Genomic DNA, 16,307 nt, shown 5'->3' on the forward strand with positions numbered 1-16,307 from the left:
ATCGACTAGACAGTTTAACCGCTGCCAGGGCATTACGCCGCCCCTTCGCCCACGGCTCTGCCGATGAGGCGGCTGCCCATTCTTACGCAAAACTCACAATATGTGGCAAAAGAAAACGGCGTACTACACCATATGTAGTTACGCCGTTTATTGATGGACATCAAGCCGAATTAGCGTCTACTTGCTGCCCAGCTTGATGCCGATGGCGATGCCGTCCCGTTCGGCGCGGGTTTTGGCGGCTTCGCCCAGTGTGATGCGTGCGGCCAAAGTGTTGTCAATCCGCATCATCACCTTGCGGGCATTTTCGGCACGTTGCTGCGCCAGTGCCTGCAAGGCGGCATCGTCCACTTTCTCGGCCGCAATCAGCTCGCCACGCAACAGCTTGGCCAGTGCACTGCCCGCCGGACCACCCGGATTGAGGGTATGGCCCATCAGCTTGAGACGGCCCAGGCGCTTGGCATACACCGTCTTGATGGCATCCAGCATGGCCGGGTCGGCCATGTCGGGCAGCGGCAGCGGTTCGCCCGGCAACAGGCTGCGCCCGGCGGCCTGCAGGATGGCGCTGTCGATGCGGGCACGGGCCAGCTCCTTGCTGTCGACCGCCGGATCAAAACTGCCGGCAAGCTGCAACTGCATCTTGGGCCGCTTGGCCATTACCGCAGCCACCTTTTCCAGCTTCTCGCGCTCCGGCGGTGCCACATTGGCCTCACCCGGAATGAAGTAGACATTGTCGAAGCCATCGCCACCCAGCAACGCACCCAGGGCACGGAACGGGGCGGTGACCACCTTGGTCAGCACATTCACCAGCGCCTTCCACACGATCTGGCCATAGCTGAACTGCGGGTCATCCAGGCTGCCGGATACCGGCAAATCCAGATCGATCTTGCCGTCGCTATCCTCCAGCAAGGCCACCGCCAGCCGCAGCGGCAGGTGGGTACCCTTGTAGTCCGGCACCTCGTCACCCAGCTGGATGGTGTTGATCACCACCCGGTTCTGCCCCTTCATCTGGCGGTGGTCCAGCAGATAGTGCAGGTCGACGGTGAGCCGGCCATCATTGATGCGCCAGCCGGCAAAGGTGGTGGCGTAGGGGTTGAGGTTGTTGAGCGGAATATTGCGGAAAGACAGCGTGACATCGGTATTGTCAGTCACCGCCAGCGGGGCCAGCACGCCGCGTACCCGCACATCACCATACTGGTCGACATCGCCATCCAGCGTGATGGTGCCGGTGCGGCCGGGGCGGGTGGACAGGCCCTGGATCGAACCGCGCAGATGGTGCATCTGGGTGGCAAAGTTCGGCTGCATGCTCTGGTCGGCAAACTGCACCTTGCTGCGGTTCAGATGAATGCTGCGGATTTCCACTGGCGGCATGCTGCTGGCCGCTGCTGGCTTGGCGGCCGCTGCGGTTTTCGGCGCAGCCGCGGCCTTGGCGGCAAAAATACGCTGCCAGTTGAGCTGGCGCTGGGCGTCCAGAATCAATCTGGCAGACAGTTCTTCCAGCTGCACATCCTGTACCGCCACGCTGAGCGGCAAGGCCTGGGTGCTCTGGGCACGGATACCGTTGACCCGCAGATTGCGCCAGCCCAGCAGCGGCAGTTTCTCACCCGGCTCCATGATGGCCAGGCTGCTGATGCCGGCAGTGCCGGCCACTTTCCAGCCTTTGCTCGCCGACTCCACATCCAGCTGGGCATTCAGCTGGCCGCCATTCATGCGCAGCGGCGTGCCGGACAAACCATACGGTGCAAACGGTGCCAGCGGCAGGGCCAGGGCATTCACCTTGCCCTTGACGGCTGCGCTGGCCGGGTCCAGCTGCAACGCGGCCTTGAGCTGGCCGGACTCCAGCTGGCCGGCCAGTTCCAGCGCCAGCTGGCCGGCAGCATCAGGCTGCAAGGTGGCGTTCAGCGCGCGCAGCGTGGCACTGACCGGTCGCGGCAGGGTCTGGTCGCTCCAGCCCAGCTGGCCATCTGTCAGCTTGACCGCGGGGTAATGCAGCTGCCAGCCCGGCTGGCTCTTGCCGTCGGCGCTTGCCGGCTGGCTGGCTGGCGGATTGACCTTGCCGCGGGCAAACAGCCGGGCCAGGTTTAACTGCCCCTGCTTGTTGCGTTCCACAGCCACGCGCAGGCCTTGCAAATCCAGCGCACCCGGCTCGATCAGCAGACCATGCTGCACAATGCGCGAAGGCTGCAGCGTGGCCTTGGCCAGGCTGATCTGCTCTTCCCGCTCGCCATTACCCAGCTTGATGTCAGCCAGTTCGGCCGCCAGCCGGTCAACGCTGAAGCCCTGTCTGGGGTCCAGCGCAAAACGGGCATGCAATAGCGGCAAGGAGGCTGACAGCTGCAAGGGCGTGGTGAAACCGGCATCGGTCAGCCGGTATTGCCAGTTGGCCAGCTTGATATCGTCCACCGTGATGGACCATGGCGACGGCGCATTCTGGTGCGCGGGCTGGGCCGCTGCGCTGGCCGGCTGTTGCGGCAAGGCCATCATCCAGTCGATCACACCATTCTGCATGCGCATTGCATCCAGGCTGCCGCCCTCCAGCGCCACTTGCTTGATCGCCAGGCGGCTGCCCTGCAGATCAAAGCTGCCACCACTGACATTGAGGGTGGGCAGGGAAAAATGGTGCTGGCTGGCCGGTGCCTGCATCAGCAAGCCCTTGAGCTGGGCATTGAAGGGGCTGATCTGCAGCTGGGCACGCTTGCCACTCATGTCGAAGTGATAACTGGCCTGGGCCGACAGCTCGCCTTGCGGCTTGGCGATATTGAACTGCGGCTTGATGTAGTCCCACACGCTGGCCAGGGTAAAGCCGCGGATGCTGGCCTGGCCGGTCGATTGCAAAGGCTGCAATTGCAGGCTGCCCTTCCAGTCCAGCTGGGTACCATCCCCCAGGGCAGCATGCAGGCGATAGCCACCGGCTTCCGGCAGGGTGGAAATATCCGTCAGCGACAGATTCAGTGGCGAAACCTTGAACTGCTCCTTGCTGCCGGCCAGCTGGTCATTGACCATGATCTGGCCATTGCGGATGGCCAGTGCCTGCAGCAGGAATGTTGGTGTGGTGCTGTCCTGTTTTTTCGGCTGGGGCGGGCCGCTGGCATCGCTGATGAAGCGCGCCCAGTTCCACTGCCCTTGCCCGTCACGCTTGACCCATAGCCTGGGCGCGTCCATCGCGAATTCCGACAGCTGCCAGCGCCCCAGCAACAGCGCGGTGGGGTCGAAATCGACATAGACCCGGTCGGCGGCAAACAGTGGTTCGCCCTTGCCCTCGGCCAGTTGCAGCCGGTGGATTTCCACCGCCATTTTCCACGGATTGATGGACACTTCGCCCAGGCTCAGCTGGCGACCGATGCCGGCAGCCCATTTGCTGGCCTGGCTTTGTACGATGCCCGGCGCAATACCCGCCAGAAAGCCCCAGCACAGCACGATGATGCCAAGCAGGCCGGCCAGCCAGCGCCGCCAGCGCGCAGCCTTGCCTGGCAAGGGGGGATTTCCAGAATTCTGATCAGTTGTGCTCATGGCGTTCTTCTTGTAGGCATTAGCTTTCATTTTAACTGTTTTATCAAATAGTGTTACCCGCATGTTGTTAGCAAAGTTGTTGGCACGCCTGACCGGCAGCCACAGCCGCACAGGCCGCAGCAGCGCGTGCTATGCTGCGCCTGCCCTCATTTCATCATGCCGCCATGCCACAGACCGCACGCCTCAGCTGGGATATTTTCTGTACCGTCATCGACAACTACGGTGATATCGGGGTGGCCTGGCGACTGGCCCGCCGGCTGGCTCATGACTTTGGCCACCCGGTGCGGCTGTGGGTGGATGATCTGGCCAGTTTTGCCCGCATCGCCCCCTTGCTGGACCCGGCCAGCCCACAACAGCTGGTGGACGATATCGACATCCGCCGCTGGGAGCCTCACGACAGCTTTGCCGGCTACCAGCCGGCACGGGTGGTGATCGAAGCCTTTGGCTGCCGCCTGCCCGACGCCGTGGAACAAGCCATGGCAGGGGCTGACATCAGACCGGTGTGGATCAATCTGGAATACCTGTCGGCGGAAGACTGGGTGGAAGGCTGCCATGGCATGGCCTCGCCCCACCCGCGCCTGCCCTTGACCAAGTACTTTTTCTTTCCCGGCTTTACCAATCGCACCGGCGGCCTGCTGTGCGAAGATGGGCTGATCGCCACCCGTCAGCGCTGGCAACAAGACAAGCTGGCGCAACGCGCCTTCTGGCAGATGTTCGATATTCCGGAAAAGCAGCCGGAGGAGTGGCGCATCAGCCTGTTTGCCTATGAAAACCCGGCGGCACGCGAGTTGCTGGAGTACTGGACAGGCAGCCCGCTGCCGGTGCACTGCATGGTGCCGGAGGGCAAGGTGCTGGCCGATGTCGAGGCAGTGCTGGGGCGGCCGCTGCAGGCCGGACAGCATGCCACACGCGGCGCGCTGACCGTGCATGTGCTGCCGATGACCGATCAGGACAGTTACGATCTGACCCTGTGGTCTTGCGATATCAACTTCGTGCGCGGCGAGGACAGCTTTGTCCGGGCACAATGGGCGGGCCGGCCCTTCATCTGGCATATCTATCCGCAAGACGATGCGGCGCACATGGTGAAGCTTGATGCCTTTTTGTCACACTACTGCCGAGGCATTGACGCGGAAACCGCCAGCGCCCTGCAGGCGGCAAGCCATGCCTGGAACCATGGCCAGGGCATGGTGGCAGCCTGGCAGCAGCTGGAAAAGTGCCTGCCGCAATGGCATCAGCACAGCCGCAACTGGCCGGACAAGTTGCTCGAGCAAGGAGACTTGGGGATGCGGCTGGTGCAATTCATAGAAAACCAGCTAGAATAGCCCGTTTTTCGGAAACCGATTTCCGAGTTCAATCAAGAGTTTGGGACTTTACAAGCAATGAAAACCGCACAAGAACTCCGCGCTGGCAACGTATTCATGGTAGGCAACGACCCGATGGTCGTGCAAAAAGCCGAATTCAGCAAATCCGGCCGCAACGCATCCGTTGTAAAAATGAAGATGAAGAACCTGCTGACCGGCACCGGCTCTGAAGCCGTTTACCGCGCTGACGACAAGTTCGACGTCGTGGTTCTGGATCGCAAGGATTGCACCTACTCCTACTTTGCTGACCCGATGTATGTCTTCATGGATAGCGAATTCAACCAGTACGAAGTAGAAGCCGACAACCTGGGCGACGCACTCAACTACATCGTTGATGGCATGGAAGATGTTTGCCAGGTTACCTTCTACGATGGCAAGGCCATCTCCGTGGAACTGCCGACCACCGTGGTACGCGAAGTGGAATACACCGAACCGGCCGTACGCGGCGATACTTCGGGCAAGGTTCTGAAGCCGGCTCGTCTGGTAGGCACCACCTTCGAAGTACAGGTTCCGGCCTTCGTCAATACCGGCGAAAAGATCGAAATCGACACCCGCACCGGCGAATTCAAGAAGCGCGCCTGATCGCTTGTTTGAATGCTGTGCAAAAAGCGGCCTGATGGCCGCTTTTGTTTTGCCTGTCATTCCGGCAAATGCTGCGTTATCGTGCTGTTTTCAGGAGGGCACGATGAACCGACTCGCACAGCTTGCGCTGCAAGCCCGCTACAACCAGTGGATGAATGACAAGCTTTACCAGGCTGCAGCCCGCTTGCCAGAAGCGGTCTTGCAGCAGGACCGCGGCGCCTTTTTTGGTTCGCTGTTTGGTACGCTCAATCACATCGTGGTAGCCGACACCTTGTGGCTGCAACGCTTTGGCCAGCACCCCGCCAACTTTGCCGCCTTGCAGCCGCTGCAGGCCATGGCAGCGCCCACCTCCTTGAACGGCTTGCTGTTTGACCAGCTGCCCGCGCTAGCGGCGCGGCGACAGCTGCTGGACGAAGTCATCATCCGCTTATGCAGCGCGCTCAACGACAGCGATCTTGATCAGCCGCTGGCCTATCACAACACCCGTGGCATCGCGCAGCGCAAGAACTTCCACGCCCTTCTGCTGCACTTCTTCAACCACCAGACCCATCATCGCGGTCAGGCCACCACCTTGCTGTCCCAGCTGGGCGAGGACGTCGGCATCACCGACCTGATTGCCCTGATCGACGACATTCCGCAAGCCTGACAGCAAAACGGCCAGACACTGTCTGGCCGTGGGCAGCACAGCACGGTATTTCAGATCACCACGCCCGGCGGTGGCTGGTCGTGGGTCTGGCCGGCACTCTGGTGCGGCAGCTCCAGATAACTCTTGGACTGCATTTCGGTCAGCCGGCTGGCGGTACGGAAAAACTCGCTGGCCTGTACGCCGTCGGTATAAATATCGTCGATGGGCACTGCGGCCGAAGCAATCAGCTTCACCCGGTTGTCGTAAAACACATCCACCAGCCAGGTAAAGCGGCGGGCAATGGAGGCATCCTTGGCCGCCAGCTTGGGAATACCGCTGATGAACACGGTATGGAATTCGGTGGCGATCTCCAGATAGTCGGTCTGGGCGCGCGGACCATCACAGATGGCCGGAAAATCAAACCAGATCATGCCCGGTGCCAGTTTCTTCAGCGGAATCTGCCGCCCCAGAATCTCGATTTCCTGCTTGGCAATCAGCGTCTCGCTGCTCAAGCGGCTAAACATGGCCTCCATGCGCGCCTCGGCAGCGGCATCGTCCGGCACCATGAACAAGGGCTCACGGGTCAGTTCGCGCAGGCGATAGTCATTGCCACCATCCACATTCAGCACATTCAATTCGCGCTTGATCAAGTCAATGGTCGGCAGGAAGTTCTGCCGTTGCAAACCGTTCGGGTACAAGCCATCCGGCGGGTAGTTGGAAGTGGTCACCAGCACCACGCCACGCTCGAACAAGGCGCTGAGCAGGCGGCCCAGCATCATGGCATCGGCAATGTCGCTGACATGGAATTCGTCAAAACACAGCAGACGGGTTTCGCGGGCGATCTTGTCGGCATAGGCCAGCAAAGGGTCTTTGCTCCCCGCCAGCTGGCGCAGTTCGCGGTGCACCTCGGCCATGAAATTGTGGAAATGAATGCGGCGCTTGCGTCGATACGGCACGCAGGCGTAGAAGGCATCCATCAGGAAGCTCTTGCCACGCCCCACGCCCCCCCAGAAATACAGGCCACGCGGCACATCCGGGCTGCGCAGGCTGCGGCCCAGAAAGCGGTTGCGCTTGTCCTTGAATTCCAGCAATTGATGCCACAAGGCATCGAGCTCTTCGATGGCGGCTGCCTGTGCCGCATCATGAATGAAACCGGGCTTTTCACTGGCGGCCTGGTACCAGGCCTTGGGGCTGGTCAGGGCGTTGCCATCCGGGGAAAAGGTATGCTGGGACATGATGTGTGCTGTTCTGTTGTTGGTGTTGTGGCGCAGGCTGGCACCGGCGCAATAAAGCCATACCGCGAGCCCTGCCCGTCCGGCGATCAATAGCGCATGATAACCCGAATCGGCGCGCTGTCGGGCAAGTGAAAAACAAGGTCGGTCATGCTGCTGCAATCCATTGCCCCTGACAATTAGACCTGTCACCACGATCTGGCTGTAAAGCCTCCCGCCAGACATTCTTAATGGGCTGCCGCCAGCCGGTCATGGCGGCATGCATTCCAGCAACGCACGACATCCTTACAGGTAGGTTCATGAATATCGAACAGATTCGTCGGCAAGCCTTTGCCATGCCGCTGACCAGCCCAGCCTTTCCTCCCGGCCCCTACCGCTTTTACCAGCGGGAATTCTTCATCATCAGCTACCGCACCGACCCGGACAAACTGCGGGCGGTGATTCCCGAACCATTGCAAATGATCGAGCCGGTGGTCAATTTCGAATTCATCCGCATGCCGGACTCCACCGGCTTTGGCGACTACACCGAAAGCGGCCAGGTGATTCCGGTTTCCTACCAGGGCAAAGCGGGCAACTACACCCACGCCATGTATCTGAATGACCACCCGCCCACCGCCGGCGGCCGCGAGTTGTGGGGCTTTCCGAAGAAAATGGCCTCCCCCCAGCTGAAAGTGCATACCGACACCCTGGTGGGCGAGCTGAACTATGGCCCGGTACGCGTGGCCACCGGCAGCATGGGCTACAAGCACCGGGAACTGGACCGCGCCGTCATAGCCCAAAGCCTGCGCGACACCCCCAACTACCTGCTGAAAATCATCCCTCATGTCGATGGCACGGCGCGCATCTGCGAACTGGTGAGCTTCCCCATGCTGGATGTCGAAGTGCATGGCGCCTGGACTGGACCTGCCGCCTTGTCACTCTCCCCCCATGCACTGGCACCGGTGGCGGATTTACCGGTGCTGGAAATACTGGGTGCCAAACATTATGTTGCCGACCTGACTCTGGGCCTTGGCAAAGTTGAATTCGATTATCTGCGCTGACCAAAGGAGAAGAAGCATGAAACTGCAAGGAAAAGTTGCCCTGATTACCGGCGCCGCCAGCGGCATCGGCCGCGCCATTGCCGAGACCTATGCCCGCGAGGGCGCTGCGGTGGCCATTGCCGACATCAATCTGGCCGCAGCCGAGGCCACGGCCAAGGAAATCATCGCCGCAGGCGGCAAAGCCATGGGCGTGGCCATGGATGTCACCAATGAAGAGGCGGTCAATGCCGGCACCCAGGCCGTGGTGGATGCCTTTGGCCAGCTGGATATCCTGGTATCCAATGCCGGCATCCAGATCATCAGCCCGCTGGTGGATTTCAGCTTTGCCGACTGGAAAAGGCTGCAAGCCATTCATGTCGATGGTGGTTTCCTCACCACCAAGGCCGCCCTGCCCCACATGTACAAGGACAAGCGCGGTGGCACCGTCATCTTCATGGGTTCGGTGCACTCGCACGAAGGCTCCAAGCTCAAGTCCGCCTATGTCGCAGCCAAGCATGCGCTGCTGGGGCTGAGCAAGGTACTGGCCAAGGAAGGGGCGGAATACAATGTCCGCTCCAATGTGATCTGCCCCGGCTTCGTGCGCACCCCGCTGGTGGAAAAGCAGATCCCCGAACAGGCCAAGACCCTGGGCATCTCCGAAGACGAAGTCATCAAGCACGTGATGCTGGGTGACACCGTCGATGGCGTCTTCACCACCGTGGATGATATCGCCCAGACGGCACTCTACCTGGCCTCCTTCCCCAGCAATGCCCTGACCGGCCAGTCGATTGTGGTCAGCCATGGCTGGTACATGCAATAAAAGGCTGACACTACCGCTGCCGCAGCCATGCCTTCTGGCCCTGGCCGGTCTGCATCGGCTGCGCAGTCCCTGAGACGCCGCACCACGCAGTGAGCCGCTTCAGGCCGCAGCGGATAATGAAGGGAGCCGCCCCCTTGGCGGCTGGCTCCCTTCCCTGGCATACCAGCAACCAGCCGCACAGCGATGTGCAAACGGAGTATTGCATGAGCGTTGGCTACGATCCGCAACACCAGCTTTATCAAAGCGCCAGCCTGCCGGCCGGCCATCAATACCATGTCGTCGCCCTGTTGCTGCAAGGTGGCGGCGCGCTGGGTTCCTACCAGCCTGGCGTCTATCAGGGCCTGGCCGAGGCCGACCTGCACCCCAACTGGGTGGCCGGCATTTCCATCGGGGCGCTCAATGCAGCCATCATTGCCGGCAACCCGCCCAACAAACGGGTGGACCAACTGCGCCGCTTCTGGGAAACCATCTGTCAGCCGCCATTACTTCCGGCAACGCCATTGAGTCATCTGGATACCAGCCAATGGCCAGACCCGATGCAGCACATGCTGGCCGGCTGGGAAGCCTGGCGCTCGCTACTGGAAGGTCAGAACGGCTTCTATCGGCCGCGCCTGCCCTGGAGCTTTCACCAGTACAGCACACCGGCGGAGATCAGTTTTTACGACACCAGCCCGCTCAAGCAGACACTGGAACAACTGGTGGATTTCGACCGCCTCAATGACAGCCGGCTGATGCGGGTGTCGGTTGGCGCGGTCAATGTGCGTACCGGCAACTTTGTCTATTTCGACAACACACGGCAAAAGCTGCGAGCGGAGCATTTCATGGCCTCAGGTGCGTTGCCTCCGGGCTTTCCTGCGGTGGAAATCGACGGTGAGTTCTACTGGGATGGTGGTGTGGTGTCCAATACCCCGCTGGGGCAGCTGATTGGTGCCGATGAACGCAACAATACCCTGGCCTTCCAGGTAGACCTGTGGAGTGCGCGTGGCGACCTGCCCGGCAATATGAAGGAAGTGGCCATGCGCCAAAAAGACATCCAGTACTCCAGCCGCACCCGCATGATGACCGATGTACTGCGCCACGAACTGCACTTTCGCGAGATGCTGTCCGAGCTGATGGAGCTGGTTCCTGCCGAGCATCACGACAAGAAAATATTCCTGGCTGCGCAGCAGGCCGCCAGTAGCCAGCGGCTAAATGTCATCCATCTGATTTATCAGGACAAGGTTTACGATGATCATTACAAAGACTACCAATTTGGCCTGCAAACCATGCGCCAGCACTGGCACAGCGGTTATCAGGACATTCGCAACAGCCTGCAGCGCCCCGGCTGGCTGGACATGCCGGATGCGGCCAACTCCTGCGTGACCCACGATATTCATCGCTGAACAGACACCGCGCCCACCAATACAAAAAGCCGTTTCCTGATGGAAACGGCTTTTTGTATTGAACTGTTCGTCCTACAGAGGAAACAGGCCCGTCGACAGGTAGCGGTCGCCACGGTCACACACGATGGATACGATGACCGCGTTTTCCAGCTGCCGGTTCAGCCGCAATGCCACCGCCAGGGCGCCACCGGAAGACGGACCGGCCAGAATGCCTTCTTCTCGCGCCAGTTGGCGGGCGGTGTCTTCCGCCTCTTGCTGCGACACATGAATCAGCTGATCGATACGGCTGAAATCACAGATCCTGGGCAGGTACTCGTCTTCCCATTTGCGGATGCCGGGAATCTGGCTACCGGTTTCCGGCTGCACACCGATGATCTGGATGGCCGGATTCTGTTCTTTCAGATAACGGCTATTGCCCATGATGGTGCCGGTGGTCCCCATGCTGGAAACAAAGTGGGTGATCTTGCCCTGGGTATCGGCCCAGATTTCCGGCCCGGTTCCTTCATAGTGCGCCAGCGGATTATCCGGGTTGGCAAACTGGTCCAGAATCACCCCCAGCCCGGCACGCTGCATGCGGTGTGCTTCGTCGATGGCCCCCGGCATGGAAGCTTCTTTCGGAGTCAGAATCACCTCGGCACCATAGGCGCGCATGGTTTGCACGCGTTCGGTACTGGAGCCTTCCGGCATCAGCAGGATCATCTTGTAACCCATCATGGCCGCCGCCATGGCCAGCGCAATGCCGGTATTGCCACTGGTCGGCTCGATCAGGGTATCCCCCGGCTTGATATCGCCACGTGCCTCGGCCCGGCGGATCATCGACAGCGCGGGGCGGTCCTTGACCGAACCGGCCGGATTATTCCCTTCCAGCTTGAGCAGCAGCACATTGCTGCTATCCCCCGGCATACGCTTGAGCCGAACCAGCGGCGTATGGCCGACGAAGTCTTCCAGATACTTGTACACGAGTGAGTCTCCTTGGCAGAGCGCCATTATACGACCTGGTGCTAACAGGCAGTCGAACCGTTATTTCTAATCAAATAACCAAGCAGCAAGCGCCATGGCAATGGCAATAAAAAAGCCGCCAAGCCTCAGGCATGGCGGCTGGTGCGAATGGCCGGAGACTTAGCGGCTGATCAGCCAGTCCACATAACGGTCCACGCCCTGCTCCACCGTCAGCATGGGGGCGCTGTAGCCGGCATCGCGCAGCTTGCCGATATCGGCCTGGGTAAAGCTCTGGTATTTGCCCTTGAGCGCTTCCGGAAAATCGATGTACTCGATGATGCCCTGGGCCACCAGTTCGTCCAGGCTCAGTGCCGGCTTGCCTTCGTGGCGGCGGCAGGCATTGACGGTGGACACCGCCACATCGTTGAAAGGCTGGGCGCGGCCGGAGCCCAGGTTGAAAATGCCGCTCTTGCCCGGGTTATCCAGGAAATACAGATTGACCTTGACCACGTCTTCCACCGAGACAAAGTCACGGCTTTGCATGCCATTGCCCCAGCCATCATTGCTGCCAAACAGCTTGACCTTGCCGTGTTCGCGGTACTGGTTGAAGTTGTGGAAGGCCACCGAGGCCATGCGTCCCTTGTGCTGCTCTTGCGGGCCATAGACATTGAAATAGCGGAAGCCTACGGCCTGCGCGGACAGGCCTTCCTTCATGCGCTGGCGCAACACCTGGTCAAACAGGAATTTGGAGTAGCCATACACATTGAGCGGGCCTTCGTACTGGCGCTCTTCCTTGAAGATAGTGCCCTTGCCATAAGTAGCCGCGCTGGAGGCAAACAGGAACTGGATTTCCTCGTGCTGGCAGTAATCAAACAGCGCCAGTGTGTACTGATAGTTGTTATCCATCATGTACTTGCCGTCGTGGTTCATGGTGTCGGAGCAGGCACCCTGATGCAGGATGGCGCTGATCTCGCCCTCGAACTCGCCTTCCAGCAGCAGATTGAGGAAATCATGCTTGTCCAGGTAGTGGGCGATTTCACAGTCGACCAGATTGCGGAATTTGTCGCCGGAGGTCAGGTTGTCCACGGCGATGATGTCGGTCATACCGCGCTGGTTCAGCGCCTTGACGATATTGGAACCGATAAAGCCGGCGGCGCCGGTCACCACGATAGTCATTGTGCGTCCTTTCAGAAGGAGGAGCCGGGCTGCTGCAAAAAGGCCAGCTCTTCCGGTGTGCTGGGGCGGCCCAGCAGGGCATTACGATGGGGAAAACGGCCAAAACGGCGGATGATGTCGCGATGCCGCTGGGCGTAGTCGATGAATTCCGCACTGTGCGGGTAGCTTGCCAGCGTCTGGAACAGCGCGACGGACACATCCTGGTCGGCCAGCTGTTCGCTGTGTTCGAAAGGCAGATAGACAAACACCCGCGCCATCGGCGGCAGTGCCTGATCCGCGGCGGCGTCGACCAGCTGGCGTGCCGCAGCCAAGGCCAGCGCATCGCTGGCGAAAGCCTGGGCGCTGTCGCGATACATATTGCGTGACAGCTGATCCGTCAGGACGATATAGCCCAGCAGCGCCAGCGGCTCGGCCACTGACGGCATGGCCAGCTGCCCGCTCATGGCTGCTTGCCAGCCACTGGCAAAGCGCTGGCGCAACAGCTGGTCGAATTCAGCATCCTTGCGAAACCACTTGGCTTGCGGCTGCTGCATCAGCGCGGGCTCTGCACCACCAAACCAGCATTGCACCACCTCGTCCAGCACTGTTGTCATGTGCATCCCCAGCCCTGCGGCCACAGTCAAACTGCGAACAATTCCTGCTGGGTGCACACAGCCGTGCCCAGCTTGCCGACCACGATGCCCGCCGCGGCATTGGCCAGACTCATGGCCAGCGGCAGCGACAGCCCGGCCGCCAGGGCCAGACCCATGGTGCCGATCACGGTATCCCCCGCGCCGGATACATCGTAAACCTCGCGGGCGAAAGTCGGCTGGTGCAAGGCGCCTTCGGCACGGAACAGGGTCATGCCCTCTTCGCTACGGGTCACCAACAGGGCATCCAGCTGCAGTTCGCTGCGCAGTGCCTGGGCCTTGGCAATCAGCTGCTCCTCGCTATGCCAGCTGCCAGCCACCTCTTTGAACTCGCTGCGGTTCGGCGTCAGCAGGGTGGCACCGGCATATTTGGCATAATCATCGCCCTTGGGGTCGATCAGCACCGGTTTGCCGGCAGCCCGTGCCAGCTCGATCATGCGTGCCACATGGGTGAGGCCACCCTTGCCGTAGTCGGACAGAATCACCACATCGTGCTCGGCCAGTACCGCCTGGTATTGCTCCAGCTTGTCCGCCAGGATTTCCCGGCTGGGTGCATCTTCGAAATCCAGCCGGATCAATTGCTGCTGACGCGCTACCACGCGCAACTTGATGGTGGTGGAAATGGCGGCATCACGCTTGAGCAAGGTGGTGATGCCATCTGCCAGCATCAGTCGCTCCAGTGCAGTGGCTGCTTCGTCATCGCCCACCACCGACAGGATGGAGGCCTTGCCTCCCAGACTGGCGATATTACGCGCCACATTGGCCGCACCACCGGCGCGTTCTTCCATGCGGCCGATACGGGCCACCGGCACCGGTGCTTCCGGTGAAATGCGTGAAACATCGCCAAACCAGTAACGGTCCAGCATCACATCGCCCACCACCAGCACACGGGCACGGGCCAGATCGGTGCTCAGCGTGGCACGGTCCAGCCCCAGTTCATGCAACAGATTCATACGGTTTTAGCGTCCTATCGCCTGATAGTCGAAACCCAGCTCACGCAGCCAGGCCGGATCATACATATTGCGGCCATCCAGAATCACCGGGTGCTTGAGGCTGGCCTTGATGGCGTCGAAGTCCGGCGCACGGAACATCTTCCATTCGGTGACAATCAGCAAGGCATCCGCTCCGCGCAGGGCAGCCATCATGTCATCGGCAAACTGCAGTGCCGGATTGTCACCCATGACGCGGCGCGCTTCATCGGCGGCGACCGGATCATAAGCTGCCACCGTGGCGCCACGACGGGTCAGTTCGGCGACGATGACACGGCTGGAGGCTTCACGCATATCGTCGGTATTCGGCTTGAACGCCAGACCCCACAAGGCAAAATGGTGACCGCTGAGATCCTCGCCAAAGCGTTTGACCAGCTTGTCCACCAGCCGGCGCTTTTGCGCTTCGTTGGCCTCTTCCACCGCCGTCAGCACGCGCATGGCGTGGCCTTGCTCGCGACCACTGGCCACCAGCGCCTTGACGTCTTTCGGGAAGCAGGAGCCGCCATAGCCGGCACCCGGATACAGGAAGTGATAACCGATGCGCGGATCGGAGCCGATACCACGGCGTACCAGCTCGATGTCTGCGCCCAGATCTTCCGCCAGATTGGCCAGCTCGTTCATGAAGGAAATACGGGTGGCCAGCATGGCGTTGGCCGCGTATTTGGTCAGCTCGGCCGAGCGTACATCCATGAACAGGATACGGTCGTGATTGCGCTGGAAGGGAGCGTACAGGCGGCGCATCAGCTCGATGGCGCGTTCGTCTTCGGCACCGACCACAATGCGGTCGGGCTTCATGAAGTCCTCGATGGCCGCACCTTCTTTCAGGAACTCGGGATTGGACACCACGCTATAAGCAATGTCGGCACCGCGTTCGGCCAGCGTGCTGGCAATCTGCGCCTTGACCTTGTCGGCCGTCCCGACCGGTACAGTGGATTTGTCCACCACCACCTTGGGCTCGGTCATGTACAGGCCGATATTGCGCGCGGCAGCCAGCACATATTGCAGGTCGGCGGAGCCATCTTCATCCGGCGGAGTACCCACGGCAATGAACTGTACCTCGCCAAAGGCGACGGCGGCGGGGATATCCGTGGTAAAGGACAGGCGGCCAGCCTCGACATTACGCCGCACCATGTCATCCAGGCCAGGTTCGTAAATGGGAATGCCGCCTTGCTGCAAGGTGGTAATCTTGGCCGGGTCCACATCGAGACACAGCACATGGTTGCCCACTTCGGCAAGGCAGGTACCGGTGACCAGGCCAACATAGCCGGAACCAACAACGGTGATCTTCATGCCTGTTCTGCCCGGTAAAGTGCGATATCGCGGTTGATCTTGCGCAGTACATCCAGCGGCTCATCGGCGCGCGTGATGGGGCGACCGATCACCAGATAATCGGCACCGGCCTCCAGTGCGGCCACCGGGGTCATCACCCGGCGCTGATCGTCGGCAGCGCTATCTGCCAGGCGGATGCCCGGCGTGACCAGCTGGAACTCCTTGCCCAGCGCGGCCTTGAGCATCGGCGCTTCCTGTGCCGAACACACCACGCCATCCAGGCCGCAGTCGCGGGTCAGGGTGGCCAGGCGCAACACCTGCTCCTGCGGCGAGACAGTGATGCCGATTTCCGCCAGATCGGCCGCTTCCATGCTGGTGAGCACGGTGACGGCAATCAGCAGCGGACGCTGGCTGTATTGCGCCAGCCCCTCGCGCGCGGCTTCCATCATGCGGCGGCCACCGGAGGCATGCACATTCACCATCCACACGCCGGCCTCGGCGGCAGCCTTGCAGGCATGGGCCACGGTGTTGGGAATGTCATGGAATTTCAGATCAAGAAATACCTGAAAGCCTCGCGCGGCAAGGCTTTCCACCAGGCCACGCCCGGTGGAGGTAAACAATTCCTTGCCCACTTTGAGCCGGCACTGCTGCGGGTCGAGACGGGCTGCAAATTCGAGAGCCGACGGCGCATCGGCAAAATCCAGCGCCACAACGACAGGAGATGCCGGTTGCAGGTCCTGACCGGCGGCAATTAGCGGATTCATGTTTTCTCCTGAA

The 16,307-nt window shown here is 60.8% G+C and carries 14 protein-coding genes; 6 read left to right on the top strand and 8 right to left on the bottom strand.

Annotated features, from left to right (window positions below; genetic code table 11):
• Positions 1–177: 177 nt before the first annotated feature.
• Positions 178–3,507 carry a DUF748 domain-containing protein gene (locus DFR38_RS08445; protein WP_110313285.1) on the bottom strand — a complete coding sequence of 1,110 codons (3,330 nt, stop codon included), beginning with the start codon at positions 3,505–3,507 and terminating at the stop codon, positions 178–180.
• A gap of 164 nt (positions 3,508–3,671) precedes the next feature.
• Between DFR38_RS08445 and earP the strand changes: the two genes are divergently transcribed.
• The 3 genes from earP (at position 3,672) to DFR38_RS08460 (ending at position 6,096) form a co-directional block, all read left to right on the top strand.
• Complete coding sequence (earP, locus tag DFR38_RS08450) at positions 3,672–4,829, top strand: elongation factor P maturation arginine rhamnosyltransferase EarP (protein WP_110313286.1); 1,158 nt, start codon at positions 3,672–3,674, stop codon at positions 4,827–4,829.
• Between the two features lie 57 nt (positions 4,830–4,886).
• Positions 4,887–5,450: an elongation factor P gene (gene efp, locus DFR38_RS08455; RefSeq protein ID WP_059285870.1), complete on the top strand. Its 564-nt coding sequence runs from the start codon at positions 4,887–4,889 to the stop codon at positions 5,448–5,450.
• Positions 5,451–5,553: 103 nt separating this feature from the next.
• Positions 5,554–6,096 carry a DinB family protein gene (locus DFR38_RS08460; RefSeq protein ID WP_110313270.1) on the top strand — a complete coding sequence of 181 codons (543 nt, stop codon included), beginning with the start codon at positions 5,554–5,556 and terminating at the stop codon, positions 6,094–6,096.
• 50 nt (positions 6,097–6,146) lie between these two features.
• On the opposite strand, the gene zapE is transcribed toward DFR38_RS08460, so the two are convergent.
• Positions 6,147–7,310 carry a cell division protein ZapE gene (gene zapE, locus DFR38_RS08465; RefSeq protein WP_059285873.1) on the bottom strand — a complete coding sequence of 388 codons (1,164 nt, stop codon included), beginning with the start codon at positions 7,308–7,310 and terminating at the stop codon, positions 6,147–6,149.
• Positions 7,311–7,606: 296 nt separating this feature from the next.
• On the opposite strand from zapE, the gene DFR38_RS08470 reads away from it, so the two are divergent.
• The 3 genes from DFR38_RS08470 (at position 7,607) to DFR38_RS08480 (ending at position 10,528) form a co-directional block, all read left to right on the top strand.
• Complete coding sequence (locus tag DFR38_RS08470) at positions 7,607–8,347, top strand: acetoacetate decarboxylase (protein ID WP_059285874.1); 741 nt, start codon at positions 7,607–7,609, stop codon at positions 8,345–8,347.
• A 16-nt stretch (positions 8,348–8,363) separates the two neighbouring features.
• Positions 8,364–9,146 (top strand): 3-hydroxybutyrate dehydrogenase, encoded by a 783-nt coding sequence (locus DFR38_RS08475; protein WP_059285875.1) that lies wholly within the window; start codon positions 8,364–8,366, stop codon positions 9,144–9,146.
• Between the two features lie 203 nt (positions 9,147–9,349).
• On the top strand, positions 9,350–10,528 hold the full coding sequence (locus DFR38_RS08480) for a DUF3734 domain-containing protein (RefSeq protein ID WP_199052252.1): 1,179 nt from the start codon (positions 9,350–9,352) through the stop codon (positions 10,526–10,528).
• Between the two features lie 72 nt (positions 10,529–10,600).
• Here the strand turns inward: DFR38_RS08480 and cysM are convergent, their stop codons facing one another.
• From cysM to pyrF, 6 genes are all read right to left on the bottom strand, one after another.
• Positions 10,601–11,488 carry a cysteine synthase CysM gene (gene cysM, locus DFR38_RS08485; protein WP_420865216.1) on the bottom strand — a complete coding sequence of 296 codons (888 nt, stop codon included), beginning with the start codon at positions 11,486–11,488 and terminating at the stop codon, positions 10,601–10,603.
• 159 nt (positions 11,489–11,647) lie between these two features.
• On the bottom strand, positions 11,648–12,643 hold the full coding sequence (rfaD, locus tag DFR38_RS08490) for an ADP-glyceromanno-heptose 6-epimerase (RefSeq protein WP_059285877.1): 996 nt from the start codon (positions 12,641–12,643) through the stop codon (positions 11,648–11,650).
• A gap of 11 nt (positions 12,644–12,654) precedes the next feature.
• The gene (locus DFR38_RS08495; RefSeq protein ID WP_193394280.1) at positions 12,655–13,236 is read right to left on the bottom strand and encodes a DUF924 family protein; all 582 of its coding nucleotides are present in this window, start codon (positions 13,234–13,236) and stop codon (positions 12,655–12,657) included.
• Positions 13,237–13,262: 26 nt separating this feature from the next.
• A complete protein-coding gene (gene rfaE1 / locus DFR38_RS08500) occupies positions 13,263–14,225 on the bottom strand; it encodes a D-glycero-beta-D-manno-heptose-7-phosphate kinase (RefSeq protein WP_059285879.1) in 963 nt (320 codons plus the stop codon).
• 6 nt (positions 14,226–14,231) lie between these two features.
• Positions 14,232–15,551 (bottom strand): UDP-glucose dehydrogenase family protein, encoded by a 1,320-nt coding sequence (locus DFR38_RS08505; RefSeq protein WP_059285880.1) that lies wholly within the window; start codon positions 15,549–15,551, stop codon positions 14,232–14,234.
• Positions 15,548–16,294, bottom strand: a complete 747-nt coding sequence (gene pyrF / locus DFR38_RS08510) for an orotidine-5'-phosphate decarboxylase (protein ID WP_059285881.1) — start codon at positions 16,292–16,294, stop codon at positions 15,548–15,550. Before pyrF ends, DFR38_RS08505 begins: the two co-directional genes overlap by 4 nt.
• Between the last annotated feature and the right edge of the window lie 13 nt (positions 16,295–16,307).

It is taken from the genome of Aquitalea magnusonii (assembly GCF_003202035.1).
Taxonomy (GTDB): domain Bacteria; phylum Pseudomonadota; class Gammaproteobacteria; order Burkholderiales; family Chromobacteriaceae; genus Aquitalea; species Aquitalea magnusonii.

Excerpts from the sequence above, each read along its gene's own strand:
- DFR38_RS08445 (WP_110313285.1), bottom strand. The coding sequence starts at position 3,507 with ATGAGCACAACTGATCAGAATTCTGGAAATCCCCCCTTGCCAGGCAAG.
- earP (WP_110313286.1), top strand. The coding sequence starts at position 3,672 with ATGCCACAGACCGCACGCCTCAGCTGGGATATTTTCTGTACCGTCATC.
- efp (WP_059285870.1), top strand. The coding sequence starts at position 4,887 with ATGAAAACCGCACAAGAACTCCGCGCTGGCAACGTATTCATGGTAGGC.
- DFR38_RS08460 (WP_110313270.1), top strand. The coding sequence starts at position 5,554 with ATGAACCGACTCGCACAGCTTGCGCTGCAAGCCCGCTACAACCAGTGG.
- zapE (WP_059285873.1), bottom strand. The coding sequence starts at position 7,310 with ATGTCCCAGCATACCTTTTCCCCGGATGGCAACGCCCTGACCAGCCCC.
- DFR38_RS08470 (WP_059285874.1), top strand. The coding sequence starts at position 7,607 with ATGAATATCGAACAGATTCGTCGGCAAGCCTTTGCCATGCCGCTGACC.
- DFR38_RS08475 (WP_059285875.1), top strand. The coding sequence starts at position 8,364 with ATGAAACTGCAAGGAAAAGTTGCCCTGATTACCGGCGCCGCCAGCGGC.
- DFR38_RS08480 (WP_199052252.1), top strand. The coding sequence starts at position 9,350 with ATGAGCGTTGGCTACGATCCGCAACACCAGCTTTATCAAAGCGCCAGC.
- rfaD (WP_059285877.1), bottom strand. The coding sequence starts at position 12,643 with ATGACTATCGTGGTGACCGGCGCCGCCGGCTTTATCGGTTCCAATATC.
- DFR38_RS08495 (WP_193394280.1), bottom strand. The coding sequence starts at position 13,236 with ATGACAACAGTGCTGGACGAGGTGGTGCAATGCTGGTTTGGTGGTGCA.
- rfaE1 (WP_059285879.1), bottom strand. The coding sequence starts at position 14,225 with ATGAATCTGTTGCATGAACTGGGGCTGGACCGTGCCACGCTGAGCACC.
- DFR38_RS08505 (WP_059285880.1), bottom strand. The coding sequence starts at position 15,551 with ATGAAGATCACCGTTGTTGGTTCCGGCTATGTTGGCCTGGTCACCGGT.
- pyrF (WP_059285881.1), bottom strand. The coding sequence starts at position 16,294 with ATGAATCCGCTAATTGCCGCCGGTCAGGACCTGCAACCGGCATCTCCT.